Raw genomic sequence first — 19,238 nt, forward strand, 5'->3', positions numbered from 1 at the left:
GTACCATGCTAATAATCTATTATTATAACGAATTATTTTTACTTAATGCAGTGGTTATTTTTATGCTGAGAGTAAAATTTTTAATTACATTAACCAATTGATTTTATTGATTATTGTTTGTGATTTCTTTTATGGTTAAAAACTATTTGATTAATTCGTGCCTAATTATGTGTAATGGTCTTGAATAAGACCCCAAAATTTGATAGTTTACTGTAAGTTATTTTTATCATTTAAAACAAAAAGAAGGTAATTGTTATGACAATCAAAGTAGGTATTAATGGTTTTGGCCGTATCGGTCGTATTGTTTTCCGTGCTGCACAAAAACGCTCTGACATTGAAATCGTTGCTATCAATGATTTATTAGACGTTGATTATATGGCTTATATGCTTAAATATGATTCAACTCACGGTCGTTTTGACGGTACTGTTGAAGTTAAAGACGGTAAATTAATCGTTAATGGTAAAACAATCCGCGTTACTGCTGAAAGAGATCCTGCGAACTTAAAATGGAATGAAGTAGGTGTTGATGTTGTAGCTGAAGCAACAGGTTTATTCTTAACTGATGAAACTGCTCGTAAACACATCCAAGCTGGTGCTAAAAAAGTTGTTTTAACTGGCCCATCTAAAGACAATACTCCAATGTTTGTTATGGGTGTTAATGATAAAGAATATGCAGGTCAAGATATCGTTTCTAATGCTTCTTGTACTACTAACTGTTTAGCTCCTTTAGCTAAAGTAGTTAATGATAACTTCGGTATCGTTGAAGCGTTAATGACTACTGTTCACGCAACTACAGCAACTCAAAAAACTGTTGATGGTCCATCTCACAAAGATTGGCGTGGTGGTCGTGGTGCTGCTCAAAACATCATCCCTTCATCAACTGGTGCTGCTAAAGCTGTAGGTAAAGTTATTCCTGAATTAAATGGTAAATTAACTGGTATGGCTTTCCGTGTTCCAACTCCAGACGTTTCTGTTGTTGACTTAACTGCACGTTTAGCAAAACCAGCTAAATACGAAGACATCTGTAAAGCTATCAAAGCAGCTGCTGAAGGCCCAATGAAAGGCGTTCTTGGTTATACTGAAGATGACGTTGTGTCTACAGATTTCTTAGGTGAAGTTTGTACTTCTGTATTTGATGCTAAAGCTGGTATCCAATTAAGTGATAACTTTGTTAAATTAGTTTCTTGGTACGATAACGAAGTTGGTTACTCTAACAAAGTATTAGACTTAATCGCAGTTGTTGCTAAATAATTAGAAGCAGTTGTAATTACAAAAAAAGCGGCCTTAGGTCGCTTTTTTAGTTCTAGTAAAGGGATTAAAATACTACCCTTATAAAAAAACGCCTATTTCGAGAAATAGGCGTTTTGCTTTTATTATTTAATTAAATTTTAATTAGATAACAACTACTTCAGCCGCTGCTGGTCCACGAGGGCTATCTTGGATAGCAAATTCGACTTGTTGTCCTTCAGCTAAGGTTTTAAATCCATCACCTGAGATTGCAGAGAAATGTACGAATACATCTTTGCTGCCATCGGCTGGAGTTATAAAACCGAAACCTTTACTTTCGTTGAACCATTTTACTTGGCCTGTTTTTTTATTCATTTACTAGACATCCTAACAATAATTAATAATTTGCCTTATCGGCTGTTTAGGCATTAACTAACATTAATACACCAACTCATAAACTAATCTAACTAGTCTGGAACTAAATTAAAAAGTTAATCGTTTTCATAAAAATGCTTCTTGTTGTTAGCCCATTACTATTACCTCACAATTTAAAATCGAAAGCAAGATTTTAATGACAATTTTTTCATCTTAGTGTACGGTTTTATATAAAATTTTTATATTAATTTGTTTAATTTGATAAATGACAAATTGTTACAACGCTAAGTCATTGAAGTTATTTCGAAAGTAAAAAAAAGTTTAAAGATTGAGTCATAAAAATTATTTTTTATGACTCAGTAGAAATGATTACTTTTTTGAATAATTTAGGTAGGATTACTTCTGTTTTGCTCTTTCAAAAGATTCAATAATTTCTTTACGAGCAGCTTCGGCATTATCCCAACCATCAACTTTTACCCATTTGCCTTTTTCAAGTGCTTTGTATTGCTCAAAGAAGTGCTTGATTTGAGATTTTAATAACTCAGGTAAATCGTCTACATCTTTTATATGGTCATATTCTTTTGATAATTTAGTATGCGGTACAGCAACTAGTTTAGCATCAGAACCTGCTTCATCAGTCATTTTTAAGACACCAACTGGACGACAACGAATTACAGAACCAGGTTGTAATGGATATGGAGTTGGAACTAATACGTCAACCGGATCTCCATCAAGTGATAAAGTGTGATTAATATAACCGTAATTACATGGATAAAACATTGCAGTTGCCATAAATCTATCAACAAATACTGCACCAGTATCTTTATCGACTTCATATTTAATTGGGTCAGCATTCGCTGGAATTTCAATCACGACATAGATGTCATCAGGTAATTCTTTACCGGCTGGTACGTTTAATAGTCCCATTTTTGTATCCTCTATCTTTTATTAGTAAGTAGTGTTTAATCATAAATATAAAACGAACATTATAAAAATTTACTCTGTTTCGCTCAATTCTTTTAAATATTGAAAAATTTGTCTGGCTGTTTTTGGCGGTTTATTTGCAGTCAGTTCTTTTCTAGCTGAACGTGCAAGTGTACGTAATTGCTGTCTATCTGCGGTAGGAAATAGCTCCATAATTGATTCTGCATCGCCAGTTTCAATTAACTCATCACGTAATTTCTCTAAACGATGAAACATGGCAACTTGCTGGTTATGGCGATTTTTGAGTTTATCCAATGCTTGTGTAATCGGTTCAATATCACGATTTCTAAGCAATTTACCTATGTATTGAATTTGTCTGCGATAGCCTTCTTTTTTTATTTTTTGAGCTAATTCAATAGCATATAATAAATCTTCATCAAGTGGAATTTTACTTATTTCATTTTTGCTTAAATTGACAAGTTCGACACCTAATTTTTTAAGCACCTCGGCATCTCTTTTGATTTCACTTTTACTAACGTAAATAATTTCATCATCTTCTTGATTTATATTGAAGTCGGGTTCTAGATTTGGCTCTTGATTGTTATTCATGCTATTTCTTTTGTTAACTAAAATTAAATTCTGGCATATTATAACGTATCACTAGCAGAATTGTAGAAAATAATAAAATGAGTATTGAACAAATTAAAAAAGATGCGATAAGCCAACAACAACATCTATCCGCTATTGTTGCCGATGCTATTAAACAAGCACAAGCTCGGGTCGATTCAGTAGAGGTGTCGATTAATCAATCTACTGGTATTAGTGTCAGTACAAGAGAAGGTGATACTGAAAATGTTGAATTTAATAGTGATGGAGCATTAGGTATAACCGTTTATCAAAATCAACGTAAAGGTAGCGCATCTACCAGTGACTTATCTCCACAGGCGATCAGCCAAACTGTGGATATGGCAATTAATATTATGCAATATACTTCGCCTGATTCATGTTCAGGTTTAGGCGATCGTGAGTTAATGGCATTTGATAATGCCGATTTAGATCTTTTTCATCCAAGTGATTTAAATGTTGATAATGCAATAGAACAAGCAAAACAGGCGGAACTAACAGCGCTTGCTGAATCTTCATTAATAAGTTGTGATGGTGGTTACTTTAATAGCCGTTATGGTGTTTATGTCTATGGTAATAGTTTAGGAATGTTACAAGGCTACTGTGCCAGTTCACATTCACTTTCTTGCTCGGTGATTGCTGAGCAAAATGGACAAATGGAGCGAAATTACGCCTATACTTCTTCTCGGGATATTAATGAACTGCAATCACCAGTTTGGGTCGGAAAACAAGCTGCTGAGAGGGCTGTTGCCCATTTAGGTGCTAAACAAATTCCAACCATGCAAGTACCTGTCCTTTTTTGTTCGGAAGTAGCTGTCGGCTTAATAAGGCATTTAGTTTCTGCAATTAGTGGTGGTTCGATTTATCGAAAGTCTTCTTTTTTGTTGGATAGTGTAGGAAAAGCAGTTTTCCCTGCTTGGCTGACAATTTTGGAAGATCCATATATTTTAAAAGGAGTAGGTTCTTCACCATTTGACAGTGAAGGGACGAGAACTGTTAAGCGCAATATTATTGAACAAGGTATTTTGCAAACTTATTTATTAAGTAATTATTCAGCCAAAAAATTAGGTTTGAAATCTACCGGACATGCAGGTGGTATATATAATTGGTTAGTCTCACCAAGCCAAACTGATGCTGATTTCACTGCAATGTTAAGAAAACTCGATAAAGGTGTGGTTATAACGTCATTAATGGGACAAGGTGTTAACAATGTAACCGGTGATTATTCGCGTGGAGCTACGGGTTTTTGGGTTGAAAATGGTAAAATCCAATACCCTATTAATGAAATTACAGTAGCTGGTAATCTTAAAGAAATGTATCAAAATATTGTAGCAATAGGTAATGATATTGAAACAAGAAGTAATATTCAATGTGGTTCAATATTGATTGAGAAAATGAGTATAGCAGGAAAGTAATTATACATGGGAAAGTTTACCAATAGTGCATTATTCCAAAAAATCATTTTTTGGATGCCAGGGCTGACGAGTTTATTGCATTATAAGCGAGAGTATCTTGGTTTTGATATTAAAGCTGGATTGTCAGTAGCAGCTGTATCGTTACCTGTTTCAATAGCATATGCTGAACTCACTGGCGTAGGAGCAATTGCTGGTTTATATTCGACAATCTTGCCACTGATTGTGTATGCACTATTTGGTTCTTCTAAGCAATTAATCGTTGGGCCAGATACAGCAACTTGCGCAGTTGTAGCCGCTGTAGTTTTCCCTTTAGCGGCTAATGATCCCGTTTTACGTTGGCAATTAGTTGTATTATTAACCATTATGATTGGTATTTGGTGTCTAATTGCCGGTAAACTTCACCTAGGGGCTTTAGCTGATTTATTAAGCCAACCGATTCTAATTGGTCTTTTAAATGGTATTTCAATTACGATTATGGTTGATCAGCTAGCCAAAACATTGGGATTTAAGTATGACTACTCTTATTTGATTGAGCGCATTGTTTATTTTCCTTTAAAGATATCGCAGATTCATGTATTAACTGCGTTAGTGTCATTTTTTACTTTAGTGATATTGGTGGCTTTAAAAAAATTCAAACCTCGTTATCCGGCACCGCTGTTCGCCGTCATAATTATGACTTTTTTTTCATGGCTGTTTAATTTTGAACAATATAACGTACGGATTATTGGTAGTGTGACCAGTGATTTCATCCCAGCAGAGTCATGGTTAGATTTTGATAAAGGCTTAATGCGAAATTTAGTCGTTCCTTCTCTTAATATTGCCGTTATCTGTTTTGTTAGTATGATGATAACGGTACGTAGTTTTGCTTCTAAAAATAATTATGAAACCAATGCCGATATAGAATTTAAAGCATTGGGTATGGCCAACATAGTTGCCGGGTTATCTCAAGGATTTGTTGTTAGTGGTACCTCATCTCGAACAGCTGTTAATGATGCTAATGGCGGTAAAACCCAATTAGTGTCAATCATAGCAGCTGTTTTAATTGGTTTTGTAGTGTTGTTCTTTTTATCTCCATTACAATACATTCCTACCTGCGTATTAGGCGTGATTCTCATCTATTCTTCGTTGTCACTTATTAATTTTCAAACCATTATTCGGTTTTTTAAATTTGATCGCGATGCATTCTATTTAAGTTTAACTACACTTATTTCAGTTTTAGTTATTGGTATTATTCCGGGGATGGCGCTGGCGGTTTTATTAGGATTATTTTTATTTTTACGTCGTGTTTTTAGACCGAATGATCAACTATTAGGTGTTGATGATGGTGGTCGAATTCATTCAATTGGTTCAGATGTCAAACCATTGAGTAATACTATGATTTATCGATTTAATTCGCCACTTACTTATTTTAATATTGCCTATTTTAAGCGTAGAATCATCAATTATATTGATGATTCTGCTGATCCGATCAATTATGTCATTGTCGATGCGATACCTTGTTTTACTTATAAAGATGTTAGTGTGTTGACGGGTATTGATGAATTGATAAATTCATTAAAAGTTAGAAATGTTGTGCTAATTTTGGCTGGTCGACGCAAAACATTAAAAAATTGGTTTAAACAGATGAATCTTAAATTAGATAGTGATTATATCGAATTTGCTTATGACCTCTATTTTGCTGTGCGATTAGTGCAAAGTAAGGAGCATATGGATAGTAAAGAGGATGAAGAAGTTATTAACTAAACATTGAATAATCATTTTTAATTAACTAAGGGTAATTATGGCTAACATCAAAGATCGTATTAAAATTGAAATGCTTAGTACCGGTGATGAAGTTTTATATGGTCAAATTATTGATACTAATGCTGCATGGTTATCTGATTTTCTGTTTCAAGAGGGTATTATCATTACTTCTCGTCATACAGTAGGGGATAATTTATCAACGCTGATTGATACTTTGCAAGAGCGTAGTTTGCAAAATGACATTTTAATTGTCAATGGTGGATTAGGGCCGACTAGTGATGATCTTAGTGCTCAAGCAGCCGCACTGACTAATAATGAATCGTTAGTTTTACACGAAGAATGGCTTAAGTCACTTGAGCGTTATTTTCTTAATCGTGGTAGGGCGATGCCTGCAAGTAATATTAAACAAGCCATGTTACCTCAAAGTGCGACGTTAATTGATAATCCTATTGGTACCGCATGCGGTTTTAAAATGAAGCTGAATAATTGTCTATTATTCTTTACTCCTGGTGTACCTTCTGAATTTAAACAAATGATTCAAAATGAGATTCTCCCCGAGATCAAGTTCAACTATCCACTGACTGAGAGCCAACTTTGTTATCGATTAACAACAATGGGCCGAACTGAAAGCGATTTAGCACAAGAAATTGACGCTACACTGGAAATTCCAGAAAATATCACGATAGGTTATCGTGCTGCAATGCCTATTATTGAATTAAAATTAACGGGTCCTGAAAGCCAAAAAAATGAAATGGATAAGCTATGGCAACAAATTAAATCGATTGTTAATGCTAATTTGCTTTATGAAGGTGTATTAAATGAATCAGATGAGTCAGGATTGGCTCATGTGGTATCAAAATTATTGCACGATAAAAATCAATCTGTCGTTATTATTGAACAGCAATCAGCGGGGATTATTAGTTATCAATTGCTCGAAGCTGATGCGCCTGTCATAAAATCAGAGATTGTACCTTTATTATTGGATGATCCGAGCAGTTATTTCACAAAATTATTAAAAGAACATGGTGCTAATATTGCGATCGGTATTATCAATTTTCAAGAAAAGAATAGTCAATTTACTTTAATTATTGCAACATTAAAAAAAGTATTGCATTTCAACTTAAAGTATATTGGTCGAAGTCAAAGCAAAAGAACGCAGCAACAAGTTTTGGCAGCAATTGCGTTGGATGGCTTACGACGTTACCTTTTAGATATGCCTATAATAGGTGCTAATGTTTGGCTAGAGGTAATGGAATAGATATTTATTATTTTAATTTATCTAAAATAGTGAATTTTGCATAACATAGTAATATTAGTTATGGACAATTCGCTACAAAATTAAGTAGAATAGCGGATCTTTCAATTGAAGCATATAAGTTAAAATATTAGAGGTAAAAATGGCTCGTGTAACTGTCCAAGATGCAGTAGAAAAAATTGGTAATCGCTTTGATCTCGTTTTAGTTGCCGCAAGACGTGCTCGTCAATTACAAGTCGAAAATAAATCGCCACTAATTCCAGAAGAAAACGATAAAGAAACTGTGGTTGCTTTACGCGAAATTGAAGATGGACTTGTCAATAAACAAATTCTTGATACTGCTGAATTCCAAGCTCGTCAAGATGAAGAATCAGAAGTGCGTACAGCCCTTCATGAAACGGTACTTTTAGAAAATACTCCTTCATACGAATAAACATTGCTGAGAATTGCCCATGCAATATTTTGAGAGCTTAAAAGAGGTAGTTGCATCTTATCTTCCTGTCAAGCAAGTTGAATTGATCCAAGCTGCATATCTCTTTGCTAAACAAGCACATGAAGGGCAATTCCGATGTAGCGGTGAACCATATGTAACCCATCCGGTTGCTGTTGCAGCCATTTTAGCTGATATGCGGCTAGATTATGAAACCATTATCGCTGCACTTTTGCATGATACTATCGAAGATACACCGGTAACCTTCCAAGATATTACGCAAAAATTTGGTAAGCATGTAGCAGTTTTAGTGGAAGGGGTTTCAAAACTTGATAAGTTAAAATTTAGAAATCGACAAGAAGCTCAAGCTGAAAATTTTCGGAAAATGGTTTTAGCCATGACCGAAGATGTGCGAGTGATTTTAATTAAATTAGCTGATAGAACGCATAACATGCGTACTCTTGGTGCTTTAAGACCAGATAAACGTCGCCGTATTGCTAAAGAAACTTTAGAGATTTATGCGCCATTGGCTCATCGTTTAGGCATTCATCATATTAAAACTGAGCTTGAAATACTTGGTTTTACTGCTATGCATCCTAATCGAGCTAAGGTTCTTAAAAAAGTGGTTAAAATTGCTCGAGGAACCAGAAAAGAACTGATCCAGCAAATTCTCTCTGAAATACGAGGTCGTCTAGCAGATGCAGGTATTGATGCTCAAGTAGAAGCGCTTGAAAAAAATATCTATGCGATTTATCAGAAGATGCAACTGCGTGAACAACATTTTCATTCAATTATGGATATTTATATTTTCCGAATTGTAGTGGAAGATGTTGATGCTTGTTATCGTGCACTTGGTTTAGTGCATAATTTATATAAACCACGCCTTAATCGTTTTAAAGATTATATTGCTATTCCTAAAGCTAATGGTTACCAATCATTGCATTCATCATTAATTGGTCCGCATGGTACCCCGGTAGAGGTTCAAATACGAACTGAAGACATGGAACAAATGGCGGAAATGGGCGTTGCTGCGCATTGGATTTATAATGAAAATGATGAGTTAAACAATACCACCACTCAGATTAAAGCCCAACGTTGGATGCAAAGTTTGCTAGAACTTCAGCAAAGTGTTGGTAATTCATTCGAATTTATTGAAAATGTTAAATCAGACCTTTTTCCAAAAGAGATTTATGTTTTTACTCCAAAAGGTCGTATTGTCCAATTACCTGAAGGCTCAACAGCAGTTGATTTAGCTTATGCAGTGCATTCTGATATTGGTTTCCAATGTATTGGTGCGTTAGTTGATCGTAAACCTTATCCGCTTTCTCAACCTTTAAGTAATGGCCAAACTGTCGAAATTATAACTTCGCCAGAAAGTCGTCCTAATGCTAGCTGGCTAAATTTTGTCGTTAGTGCTAAAGCACGATCTCGTATTCGCCAAGCACTAAAAACGTTAAAAAGAGAAGATGCAATTGAGTTAGGGCGTCGTCTACTTAATTTAGCGTTAATTAAATCAGGTGGTATTGAATCATTAACACTCAAACAGAAAGATCGTATTGTTGAGTTAACCAAGTTAACATGCTTTGATGATGTATTAGCCGAAATTGGTCTTGGTAACATCATGTCCCATTTTATTGTTAAAGGTTTAGAACATAAAGCGCTTTTATCTAATCAATCTGATACCAATAAAACCCTAGTTATTACCGGTAGTGAAGGAGTTTTGGTGACCTTTTCAAAATGTTGTCATCCTATTCCTAATGATCCGATTGTTGGCCATGTTAGCCCTGAAAAAGGTTTAACCGTTCATCATGAATCATGTCGCAATATTAGTGGTTATCAAAATAACCCAGAAAAATATATTGCACTTAAGTGGGCACCAAATATTGAACAACTATTTGTTGCTGAGATTTGGATAGATATTATTAATAGTCAAGGCACTTTAGGTCATATTCTTTCGATTATTAATGACGAAAAAGCTCATATTCAGTGGTTGAATACCGAAGAAAAAGATAGGCAAATTTATACAATTATTTTGCAGCTTGAAGTTAAAAACTCACAACAATTAAATGATTTAATTAGAAAGTTATCACTACAACAAGATGTAGTGAGTGTGATGCGTAATATTAATTAATTATCATGTCTGATCGTTTACTAAACCATATACCACTAATCAAATTAGCTGGTATTGGTGCTAGTTTAGAAAATAAATTCCATGCACTAGGCATTAAAACCATTCAAGATTTATTATTACATTTTCCTCTACGTTATGAAGACCGAAGTTCTTCTTGCGCTATAGGTGATGCTACAATTGGCGAATATACCACTATTGAAGGGCGCATAATTAAAACAGAGATTATTTTTAAGCGTCGCCAAATGCTGTTATGTTATATTCAAGATGATTCTGGAATCGCTATTTTACGTTTTATGCATTTTAATGCAGGTATGAAAGCGTCGATGATAGTAGGAAAATGGATAAGTGCATATGGTGAAATAAAAAGCGGTAAAACTAATTTAGAAATTATTCATCCGCAATTTAACATCAAAGCGAATAAAGATGAACGAGCATCGCTAAGCGATTTAAATGAAGAGCGATTTACACCTATTTATCCTTCTACATATGGATTGACACAAAATGTAATCCGTAAAATGATAAAATCGGCATTAATTTTACTGAAAAACAATTTACCAAATGAAATATTACCTGATTCATTAAGTCAAAATTATTTACCTGTTTTAGATGCATTGAATATCATTCATAATCCTTCTATTACGACTGATATTGATCAGTTATTAGTTGGTGAACACCCAGCTATAAAACGTTTTGTATTTGAAGAGTTACTTGCCTATCATTTAAGCATGTTAATGATTAAAAGAGATAATCAAAAGCAACATGCTTATTCAATGCACAGTAATCAGCGATTGACTCTACCTTTTCTAGGTTCATTACCATTTAATCCAACTCACGCTCAACAAAGAGTTGTACAAGATATCTATCAGGATATGACAAAGCATATTCCAATGATGCGACTAGTGCAAGGTGATGTAGGCTCAGGTAAAACTTTAGTTGCAGCTATGGCCGCCCTAAATGCGATAGAGAATGGTCATCAAGTTGTTTTAATGGCGCCAACCGAAATATTGGCAGAACAACATTTTAATAATTTTAAACAATGGTTTGAACCATTAGACATTACTGTAGATTGGTTATCTGGTCGATTAACAGCTAAAAATAAGCAGCAGCGATATGAAGCTTTAAAGCAAGGTGAAATCACGATGTTAGTTGGTACCCATGCGGTGTTTGTTGATAAAGTTGAATTTTCCAATTTGGGGCTAGTTATTATTGACGAACAACATCGATTTGGTGTGAATCAACGGTTAAGTTTGTGGGAAAAGGGTATTAAAAATGCCATACACCCACATCAATTAATCATGACAGCAACACCAATACCAAGAACGTTGGCAATGACAGTTTATGCAGATTTGGATGTCTCAATAATTGATGAATTACCTCCAGGACGAACCCCAGTTACCACTGTTGTTATTCCTAATTCCCGTCGAGAAGAAATTATCGACAAGGTTAATCAAGCTTGTTTAAGTCATCGTCAGGTTTATTGGGTTTGTACTTTAGTGGAAGAATCAGAAACTCTAGATGCTCAAGCCGCTGAAATGTTAGTTGAGGAATTGAAAGAAAGGTTACCACACTTAAATATAGCACTTGTCCATGGCAAAATGAAATCTGATGAAAAGCAATCTGTTATGCAGGCTTTCAAAGCGGGAGAGGTTCAACTTTTAGTTGCGACAACGGTTATTGAAGTTGGGGTCGATGTGCCCAATGCAAGCTTAATGATCATTGAAAATGCTGAACGTTTAGGACTTGCTCAACTACATCAATTACGAGGTAGGGTAGGACGAGGCAGTGCAATTTCACATTGTGTGTTAATGTATCAAGCTCCATTAAGTAAAATTGCTCAGGCTCGCATGAAAGTAATGCGTGAAAGCAATGATGGTTTTGTTATTGCCCAAAAAGATCTTGAAATTAGAGGTAGTGGTGAAATTTTAGGGACTAGGCAAATGGGGGAAGCAAATTTTAAAATTGTTGATTTAATCCGTGATCAGCATTTAATTAGCGAGGTGCAAAAAGCATCATATCTTATCTTAAGCGAGTCTCCGGAGTGTGCTAAACAACTTGTTGATTGTTGGCTTCCTGAACGGCAAAAATATATCAATGCTTAATCTTGTTCTTATTGATAAATTGCTTTTAGTTTTGAATATTAGTGATTATTGTTTTGTTGAAATCTCTTTTCTCACTAGAATATAACAAAATAGAAAAAACAATAAAAAAGTGGACTTAGAAAGTTGTTCTAGTCCACATTAGTTAGCTTTTTAATTATAAAAATGAACGGTATGGCAGTTCAGGTTCATCGGTAAAGATATCTCTAAATCCACGATAGTGTTGATAGTGCATTTTGTTTTTATCGGTTGGATAAGTATATTTACCACCAACTTGCCAAAAGAATGGTGTAAATTGATATTCAAGACGATCTTTTTTCATTCGCCAAAGTACTTCAATTTCACGCGGGTCACTTTGGAAATTCGCCCATATATCGTGGTGAAATGGAATCACTACTTTAGTATTTAATGATTCCGCCGCCCGTAAAATGTCTGATGAGGTCATTTTATCGGTTACGCCGCGCGGGTTCTCTCCATAAGATAACAAAGCAACATCAATTTTATGATCATTACCATGTTTGGCATAATAATTAGAGTAGTGAGAATCGCCAGAATGATAAAGTGATCCGCCTGAGGTTTCGAATAAATAGTTAACGGCACGATCATCCATACCATCTAATATGGATTTATCGGTGGATGAAACACCTTTCGGTAGAGTGACTAATGAAGTTCTATCAAAAGAGTCTAAAACGCGAATAGTAATATCACCAACTTGGATAGTTTCACCTACTTTGGCAACGATACAGCGATCTTCAGGAACCCCCCAACTTTTCCATAATTCAACACATGCTTTAGGACCAATAAATTTGACTTTTGGTGAGCAGTTTTGAATGACTGCTGCTGCAACATTGACATCAATATGATCAGCATGGTCATGGGTTGCCATTACCGCATCAATCTCTTTGATTGCAAAAGGATCAAGAACAAATGGGCTAGTTCTAAGATTTGGTTGTAATTCACGTACTCCACCCATTCGCATCATTTGATGTTGTTTGTTCATTAATGGATTTGCGTGAGTTTTTTTACCTGTACCACACCAAAAATCGACAGAGATATTAGTATTACCTGCTGATTTCAACCAAATCCCTGTACAAGCAAGCCACCACATCGTAAACGTATTAGGTTTAACTTCTGTTGTTTCTATTTCTTCATTAAGCCAAGTTCCCCATTCAGGAAAGGTGTTTAATATCCAAGATTCTCTGGTAATTTCGTTTACTTTACTCATACTTTGTTCCTTTTACAATTTAATTATTAAACTAAAATCACTTCTGTGCCCTGTTCCTTTATGCTTTCAATTACTTCCTTATTTGCTTGTTTGCCAGTTATTAAAATATCAATTTTAGTAACCGGGCAAAAAAGCATGCCAGAATTTGCTTTGGTATTTATTTTAGAACTATCAACAACGACTACTAATTTTTCAATTTTTTCAAGTATTTGTTGTTCAGCTACCGCTCCCAGTATTTCATTCTTATACAGCCCATTTGGTGTTAATGTTTTACCACTTGTAAACATCCATTTTCCTGCATAAGAATCAGTTATATTTGCTATAGGATTTAGAATAATGTTTTGTGTTTTATTATATAATCCTCCCATAATGATGACGTTTTCGTGATCATGTTCAATCAAGTAACAAGCTAAAGGAAAATAGTTGGTAATGATCGAAACATTTTTACCACATAATTCACGACCTAATAAAAATGCCGTTGAGCCACAGTTAATAACTATATTTTCATCACTTCCACACAACTTCGCCGCTCTTATGGCAATACGTGCTTTTTCATGATAATGATCGGTATTATTATTTCCTATCGGTGCCCAAATTGGTTTTTGTACTTCTATTCGCATAATGCCATTACGAACTTTTTTTACTTTTCCGTCCTGATCGAGTTTTGTAATATCTCGACGGGCTGTCGCTGGTGATATTGCAAAATAAGAAACCAATTCAGTAACTCTTACCATCCCTTTTTCATTAACCATTGCCACTATTTGGGTGTGGCGTGATATTTCGTTCATTGTACCCTCTTATTAATTTAATATGATTAAACTTGATTAAAAATGATGTTAGTTATCATTTTGTATTTTGTCAATTATTTAAATATTAATATCAATAATCATAAGTTCAATTTATTGATAATAATAGTTATATTTTTAATTTTTGCTTCTGTTTTTTAAAGATAATGTGATGGATATCACAATTGCTAAGTCAATAAATTTAGAAAAGTGATCAACATCAAAATAATCACAAACAATCATTGAATGATTGTTTGTGATTGTAGAATATAACAAATGTTATTCAGCGAACTGAATAATATTAAATAGGTTGAAGTTCCATCTATGAGTTTTGCGATAGGTAATTATAAAAAAGACATTTGAAGGTTATAGATACCTAAACAATAACGTTAACGTTAGAAATGTCGATAACCAATGAGAGGGACATATGGAAGTAATTTATAACATTTTTTATATCTTTTATAGTCAAGTTATGACGAAGGCACCATTATTACTGGGCCTAGTTACCTTGCTAGGTTATTGTCTTTTAAAAAAAGATATCACCACAATTTTAAAAGGCACGATTAAAACCATTGTTGGTTTTATGCTGTTACAAGTTGGTTCAGGTGTTTTAGTTTCAACATTTAAACCCGTTATTGCTAAACTTTCCGAATATCATGGTATAACCGGATCGATTATCGATACTTATGCCTCAATGGTGGCTGTCGAAAAGGGGATGGGTGAACAATATTCATGGGTTGGTTATGCAGTATTACTTGCATTAGCGATTAATATTTTACTGGTCATCTTTAGACGTTTCACCGGAATTAGAACCATCATGTTGACCGGTCATATCATGTTCCAACAAGTTGGTTTAATTACACTTTTCTACTTCCTATTTGGTTATGGCATGTGGGAAACCATCACCTACTCAGCAATAATTACGGCATTATATTGGGGAATTTTTTCAAATATGATGTTTAAACCGACTGAAGCGGTAACTGGCGGCGCAGGTTTTTCTATTGGTCACCAACAGCAGCTTGGTTCATGGATTGCAGTGAAATTAGCGCCAAAATTGGGCGATAAAGATGATTCAGTAGATAATTTAAAATTACCAAAATGGTTACATATTTTCCACGATAGTATTGCTGCCACAACGATAGTGATGACAATCTTCTTCGGCATTATCCTTCTTTCATTTGGTTTGGATAATTTACAAACAATGGCAGGGTCAACTCATTGGACTATCTACATTTTCGAAACCGGACTTAAATTTGCCGTAGCCATCCAAGTTATTGTTGGTGGTGTAAGAATGTTTGTAGCTGAGTTATCTGAAGCATTTAAGGGAATTTCTGAAAAATTAATACCAAATGCAGTGTTGGCTATCGATTGTGCGGCTATCTATGCTTTTTCACCTAACGCCATGGTATTTGGTTTTATTTGGGGGGCATTAGGTCAATTTTTAGCAATAGCGCTTTTACTGGTATTTAAATCGCCAATCATGATTATTCCTGGTTTTATTCCTATGTTTTTCTCTAATGCCACCATTGGCGTATTTGCCAATCATTATGGTGGATGGAAAGCGGTAATGAAACTCTGTTTTGTTATGGGAATGGTTGAGGTTCTAGGCTCTGCTTGGGTAATTAATATTTTCGCCCAAAATGGTACGCCAATTGATTCTTGGATGGGAATGGCTGATTGGGCAATCTTATTCCCGCCGATTTTACAAGGTTTATCTTTCTCTCATCTATTTATCTATGTCTTGATTGCGTTATCTCTGGTCTATATGTTCTTTGCAGCTAAATCATTAAGAGCTGAAGAAGCCTTACAAAAACAACAACCGACCAATGATATTCATGATGATGTTAATGAAGCCGTAGTTGAAAAAATGGATGAAGTGGCAATTAGTGAAGGTCAACCGATTCGTATTCTTGCTGTTTGTGGTAGTGGTCAAGGATCATCAATGATGATGAAGATGAAAATTGCCAATTATTTAGATAAAAAAGGTATCGCAAATGTCATGGATTCATGCGCAGTTACGGATTACAAATCAAAACTACCTAATGTCGACATTATTGTTGCTTCTAAACATTTGATTCATGAAATCGAGGTTAATGAAGGACAACATGCGTTAGGTGTCCAAAACATGTTAAATCCTCAAACTTTCGGCGATGAACTTATTGAGCTTATCAATAAAGTGAATGGTAAATAGGCAGAATATTAAAGGAGTCCAACAATGGCTTTCAAAGAATCATTAATTGAAAATAACTCTATTTTACTTAAAGCAGAAGCTGCAAGTTGGCAAGACGCGGTTAAGTTAGGAACAGATATGCTAGTTGCGTCTAAAGCGATTGAGCCTCGTTATTATGATGCCATCATTCAATGCGTTAAAACCATGGGGCCTTATATCATTATTGCTCCTAATTTGGCCATGCCACATGCTCGACCAGAAGATGGCGTTAATCGTACGGCTTTTGCATTAGTAACTTTGAAAAAACCTGTTTATTTTGAGGGGGAAGCAGATCCTGTTGATGTCCTAGTTACCCTCGCCGGCAGTACTTCTGATCAGCATATGGAAGGATTAATGGAAGTGACTCAAATTTTAGATGATGAAAATAGTGAGACAGGTGTTGATCTGGATAAATTGAGACGTTGTAACAGCAAAGAAGATGTTTATGCGGTTATCGATCGCGCGCTAAATGGAGGCTAAATGATGTTTCAAGCATTAAAAGAACGCGTACTACAGGCTAATTTATTGCTACCACAATATAATTTAGTCACCTTTACATGGGGAAATGTATCAGAAGTGGATCGTGCAAAGGGAGTCATGGCCATCAAACCATCAGGGGTTGAGTACTGTGATATGACCATAGATGATATTGTTGTGGTTTCATTAACCGGCGAAATTGTCGAAGGCAAACTAAATCCCTCTAGTGATACCGCAACTCATCTCGAACTCTATAAGGCATTTGCAAATATTGGCGGAATTGTACATACCCATTCTCGCTATGCAACCGTTTGGGCACAGGCTGAATTGGATATTCCTGCATTAGGTACCACTCATGCTGACTATTTTTATGGTGATGTACCTTGTACCCGGCGACTAACTGATAGTGAAATTGCCACAGATTACGAAAAAAATACCGGATTAGTTATTATCGAGGAATTTAAACATCGCGGTATTGATCCTCTGGCGATGCCTGGGGTTATTGTCTCTGGTCATGCGCCATTTTGTTGGGGTAAAAATGCCTTAAATGCGGTGCACAATGCTGTGGTACTTGAAGAAGTCGCAATGATGGCAATTTCAACTCGACAACTTAATCAAACCATCAAAATTCAACAAACATTATCCGATAAGCACTATTTTCGCAAACATGGCGCTAATGCTTATTATGGCCAAAAATCAAATTAGATAAGGAAACCAACATGACAACACCAAAATTACAAATTGCTTTAGATCAAACAGAACTAACCTCAGCATTGGAGGTGGCAAAAAATGTTTCAGGATTTGTTGATATTATCGAAGTTGGCACTATTCTCGCCTTTGGTGCAGGAATAGAAAGCGTTAAAAATCTAAGAAAATTATATCCTAATCATATATTAGTCTGTGATTTAAAAACGACTGATGGTGGAGCGATATTAGCTAAAATGGCTTTCTCAGCTGGGGCTAACTGGTTAACGGTTTCGGCTGCAGCGCATATCGCTACCATTGAAGCATGTAAAAAAGTGGCTGACGAATTTAATGGCGAAATTCAGATCGAATTATATGGTCATTGGACACTAGAAGATGCCAAAGCATGGCGAAAATTGGGGATTAAACAGGCTATTTATCATCGTTCTCGTGATGCTGAATTAGCTGGTATTGGCTGGGGAGAGGATGATTTGGTTAGAATGCGACAATTGTCAGATTTAGGTCTTGAACTTTCCATAACGGGCGGAATTATTCCTGAGGATATTCACCTATTTGCAGGAATTAAAACCAAAGCCTTTATTGCTGGTCGAGCTCTTGCTAGTGAAAATGGTAAACAAACTGCTCAAGCTTTAAGAGAGCAAATTGCTAAATATTGGTAATAGATGCGATGCAGTCAGTAAAATGACTGCATATTTGATGTTCAAATAAATATTATTAGGTTTTATTATGGCAAAATTTGCAATTAATCCGACCAATCAATCTAATTATATTGGTATTTATGAAAAGGCATTACCTAATGAACTTACTTGGCAAGAAAAACTGCACGAAGCGAAAACATTAGGATTTAATTTTATCGAGATATCAATTGATGAATCAGAACAGCGAAGAGCAAGACTTAATTGGTCAGATGATGAGATTTATCGATTAAAGCGATTATGTGAACAATATGGACTACCATTGCATTCTATGTGTTTAAGTGCTCATCGTAAATTTCCATTTGGATCTGCCGATAAAAGTATACGTCAGCAAGCCAAAGTTATTATGAATAAAGCACTGATACTCGCCTATAAACTAGGAATAAGGGTAATTCAATTAGCTGGATATGATGTTTATTATGAACCAGCCAATTTACAGACTCACCAGCGATTTATTGCGGGAATGCAGTGGTCAGCGAAACAAGCTGAAAAAATGGGGATAATGCTTGCCGTTGAAATCATGGATACTAGTTATCTCAATTCACTCAGTAAGTTTGAAATTCTAAAAAAAGAGGTCAATTCTCCTTATTTTATGGCTTATCCAGATGTAGGGAATATTTCTGGTTGGAATTATGATGTCTGTACAGAGCTTATGTTAAGTCGAGAGCACATTGTTCAAATACATCTAAAAGATACTTATAAGGTTAAAGCTAATTATTCTGGTCAGTTTAGAGATTTAACTATTGGCGAAGGGGAGGTTGATTTTCTTGCTATATTTAAAATACTAAAACAGATAAATTATACTGCTCCGCTTGTTATTGAAATGTGGGCAAAAGATCATAAATGGAGAGAAAACATTATAACAGCTCAAAAACGACTCAAAACCATAGCCGAGAATGCCGAATTTGTTCTGTTTAATTGA

At 35.2% G+C, this 19,238-nt stretch carries 17 protein-coding genes; 12 read left to right on the plus strand and 5 right to left on the minus strand.

Annotation, left to right across the window (positions count from 1 at the left end):
- The first annotated feature begins 255 nt into the window (after positions 1 to 255).
- On the plus strand, positions 256 to 1,251 hold the full coding sequence (gapA, locus tag H3T56_RS09570; RefSeq protein WP_034903096.1) for a glyceraldehyde-3-phosphate dehydrogenase: 996 nt from the start codon (positions 256 to 258) through the stop codon (positions 1,249 to 1,251).
- A gap of 141 nt (positions 1,252 to 1,392) precedes the next feature.
- Here the strand turns inward: gapA and H3T56_RS09575 are convergent, their stop codons facing one another.
- The 3 genes from H3T56_RS09575 to yjgA form a co-directional block, all read right to left on the minus strand.
- Complete coding sequence (locus H3T56_RS09575; protein WP_025315032.1) at positions 1,393 to 1,602, minus strand: cold shock domain-containing protein; 210 nt, start codon at positions 1,600 to 1,602, stop codon at positions 1,393 to 1,395.
- 396 nt (positions 1,603 to 1,998) lie between these two features.
- Positions 1,999 to 2,529 (minus strand): inorganic diphosphatase, encoded by a 531-nt coding sequence (gene ppa, locus H3T56_RS09580; RefSeq protein WP_065578025.1) that lies wholly within the window; start codon positions 2,527 to 2,529, stop codon positions 1,999 to 2,001.
- A gap of 69 nt (positions 2,530 to 2,598) precedes the next feature.
- On the minus strand, positions 2,599 to 3,135 hold the full coding sequence (yjgA, locus tag H3T56_RS09585; RefSeq protein WP_065578024.1) for a ribosome biogenesis factor YjgA: 537 nt from the start codon (positions 3,133 to 3,135) through the stop codon (positions 2,599 to 2,601).
- A gap of 77 nt (positions 3,136 to 3,212) precedes the next feature.
- Between yjgA and pmbA the strand changes: the two genes are divergently transcribed.
- The 6 genes from pmbA to recG all read left to right on the plus strand — a co-directional run bounded on the left by pmbA (position 3,213) and on the right by recG (position 12,223).
- Entirely contained in the window at positions 3,213 to 4,565 is a 1,353-nt protein-coding gene (gene pmbA, locus H3T56_RS09590; protein ID WP_086362156.1) for a metalloprotease PmbA, read from the plus strand.
- A gap of 6 nt (positions 4,566 to 4,571) precedes the next feature.
- Positions 4,572 to 6,308 carry a SulP family inorganic anion transporter gene (locus tag H3T56_RS09595; protein ID WP_198192822.1) on the plus strand — a complete coding sequence of 579 codons (1,737 nt, stop codon included), beginning with the start codon at positions 4,572 to 4,574 and terminating at the stop codon, positions 6,306 to 6,308.
- A 37-nt stretch (positions 6,309 to 6,345) separates the two neighbouring features.
- Positions 6,346 to 7,566, plus strand: coding sequence for a CinA family nicotinamide mononucleotide deamidase-related protein (locus H3T56_RS09600; RefSeq protein WP_198192824.1), 1,221 nt, complete (start codon positions 6,346 to 6,348; stop codon positions 7,564 to 7,566).
- Positions 7,567 to 7,705: 139 nt separating this feature from the next.
- The gene (gene rpoZ, locus H3T56_RS09605) at positions 7,706 to 7,996 is read left to right on the plus strand and encodes a DNA-directed RNA polymerase subunit omega (RefSeq protein ID WP_034903119.1); all 291 of its coding nucleotides are present in this window, start codon (positions 7,706 to 7,708) and stop codon (positions 7,994 to 7,996) included.
- Between the two features lie 19 nt (positions 7,997 to 8,015).
- Positions 8,016 to 10,124, plus strand: coding sequence for a bifunctional GTP diphosphokinase/guanosine-3',5'-bis pyrophosphate 3'-pyrophosphohydrolase (spoT, locus tag H3T56_RS09610; RefSeq protein ID WP_198192826.1), 2,109 nt, complete (start codon positions 8,016 to 8,018; stop codon positions 10,122 to 10,124).
- Positions 10,125 to 10,129: 5 nt separating this feature from the next.
- On the plus strand, positions 10,130 to 12,223 hold the full coding sequence (recG, locus tag H3T56_RS09615) for an ATP-dependent DNA helicase RecG (RefSeq protein WP_198192828.1): 2,094 nt from the start codon (positions 10,130 to 10,132) through the stop codon (positions 12,221 to 12,223).
- Between the two features lie 154 nt (positions 12,224 to 12,377).
- Here recG and ulaG read toward each other — a convergent pair whose 3' ends face one another.
- Together ulaG and ulaR are read right to left on the minus strand one after the other, a co-directional pair.
- Complete coding sequence (gene ulaG, locus H3T56_RS09620) at positions 12,378 to 13,445, minus strand: L-ascorbate 6-phosphate lactonase (RefSeq protein WP_198192829.1); 1,068 nt, start codon at positions 13,443 to 13,445, stop codon at positions 12,378 to 12,380.
- Positions 13,446 to 13,471: 26 nt separating this feature from the next.
- On the minus strand, positions 13,472 to 14,233 hold the full coding sequence (ulaR, locus tag H3T56_RS09625) for an HTH-type transcriptional regulator UlaR (protein ID WP_034901429.1): 762 nt from the start codon (positions 14,231 to 14,233) through the stop codon (positions 13,472 to 13,474).
- 469 nt (positions 14,234 to 14,702) lie between these two features.
- Between ulaR and H3T56_RS09630 the strand changes: the two genes are divergently transcribed.
- The 5 genes from H3T56_RS09630 (at position 14,703) to H3T56_RS09650 (ending at position 19,238) form a co-directional block, all read left to right on the plus strand.
- Positions 14,703 to 16,421 carry a PTS ascorbate-specific subunit IIBC gene (locus H3T56_RS09630; protein WP_233336039.1) on the plus strand — a complete coding sequence of 573 codons (1,719 nt, stop codon included), beginning with the start codon at positions 14,703 to 14,705 and terminating at the stop codon, positions 16,419 to 16,421.
- Between the two features lie 24 nt (positions 16,422 to 16,445).
- The gene (locus H3T56_RS09635; RefSeq protein WP_086320379.1) at positions 16,446 to 16,919 is read left to right on the plus strand and encodes a PTS sugar transporter subunit IIA; all 474 of its coding nucleotides are present in this window, start codon (positions 16,446 to 16,448) and stop codon (positions 16,917 to 16,919) included.
- 3 nt (positions 16,920 to 16,922) lie between these two features.
- Positions 16,923 to 17,621: an L-ribulose-5-phosphate 4-epimerase gene (locus tag H3T56_RS09640; protein ID WP_034901458.1), complete on the plus strand. Its 699-nt coding sequence runs from the start codon at positions 16,923 to 16,925 to the stop codon at positions 17,619 to 17,621.
- 14 nt (positions 17,622 to 17,635) lie between these two features.
- Positions 17,636 to 18,280, plus strand: coding sequence for a 3-keto-L-gulonate-6-phosphate decarboxylase UlaD (locus H3T56_RS09645; RefSeq protein WP_034901424.1), 645 nt, complete (start codon positions 17,636 to 17,638; stop codon positions 18,278 to 18,280).
- Positions 18,281 to 18,347: 67 nt separating this feature from the next.
- Positions 18,348 to 19,238 carry an L-ribulose-5-phosphate 3-epimerase gene (locus tag H3T56_RS09650; RefSeq protein WP_065578015.1) on the plus strand — a complete coding sequence of 297 codons (891 nt, stop codon included), beginning with the start codon at positions 18,348 to 18,350 and terminating at the stop codon, positions 19,236 to 19,238.

Source organism: Gilliamella sp. W8123, assembly GCF_016101085.1.
GTDB lineage: Bacteria > Pseudomonadota > Gammaproteobacteria > Enterobacterales > Orbaceae > Gilliamella > Gilliamella apis.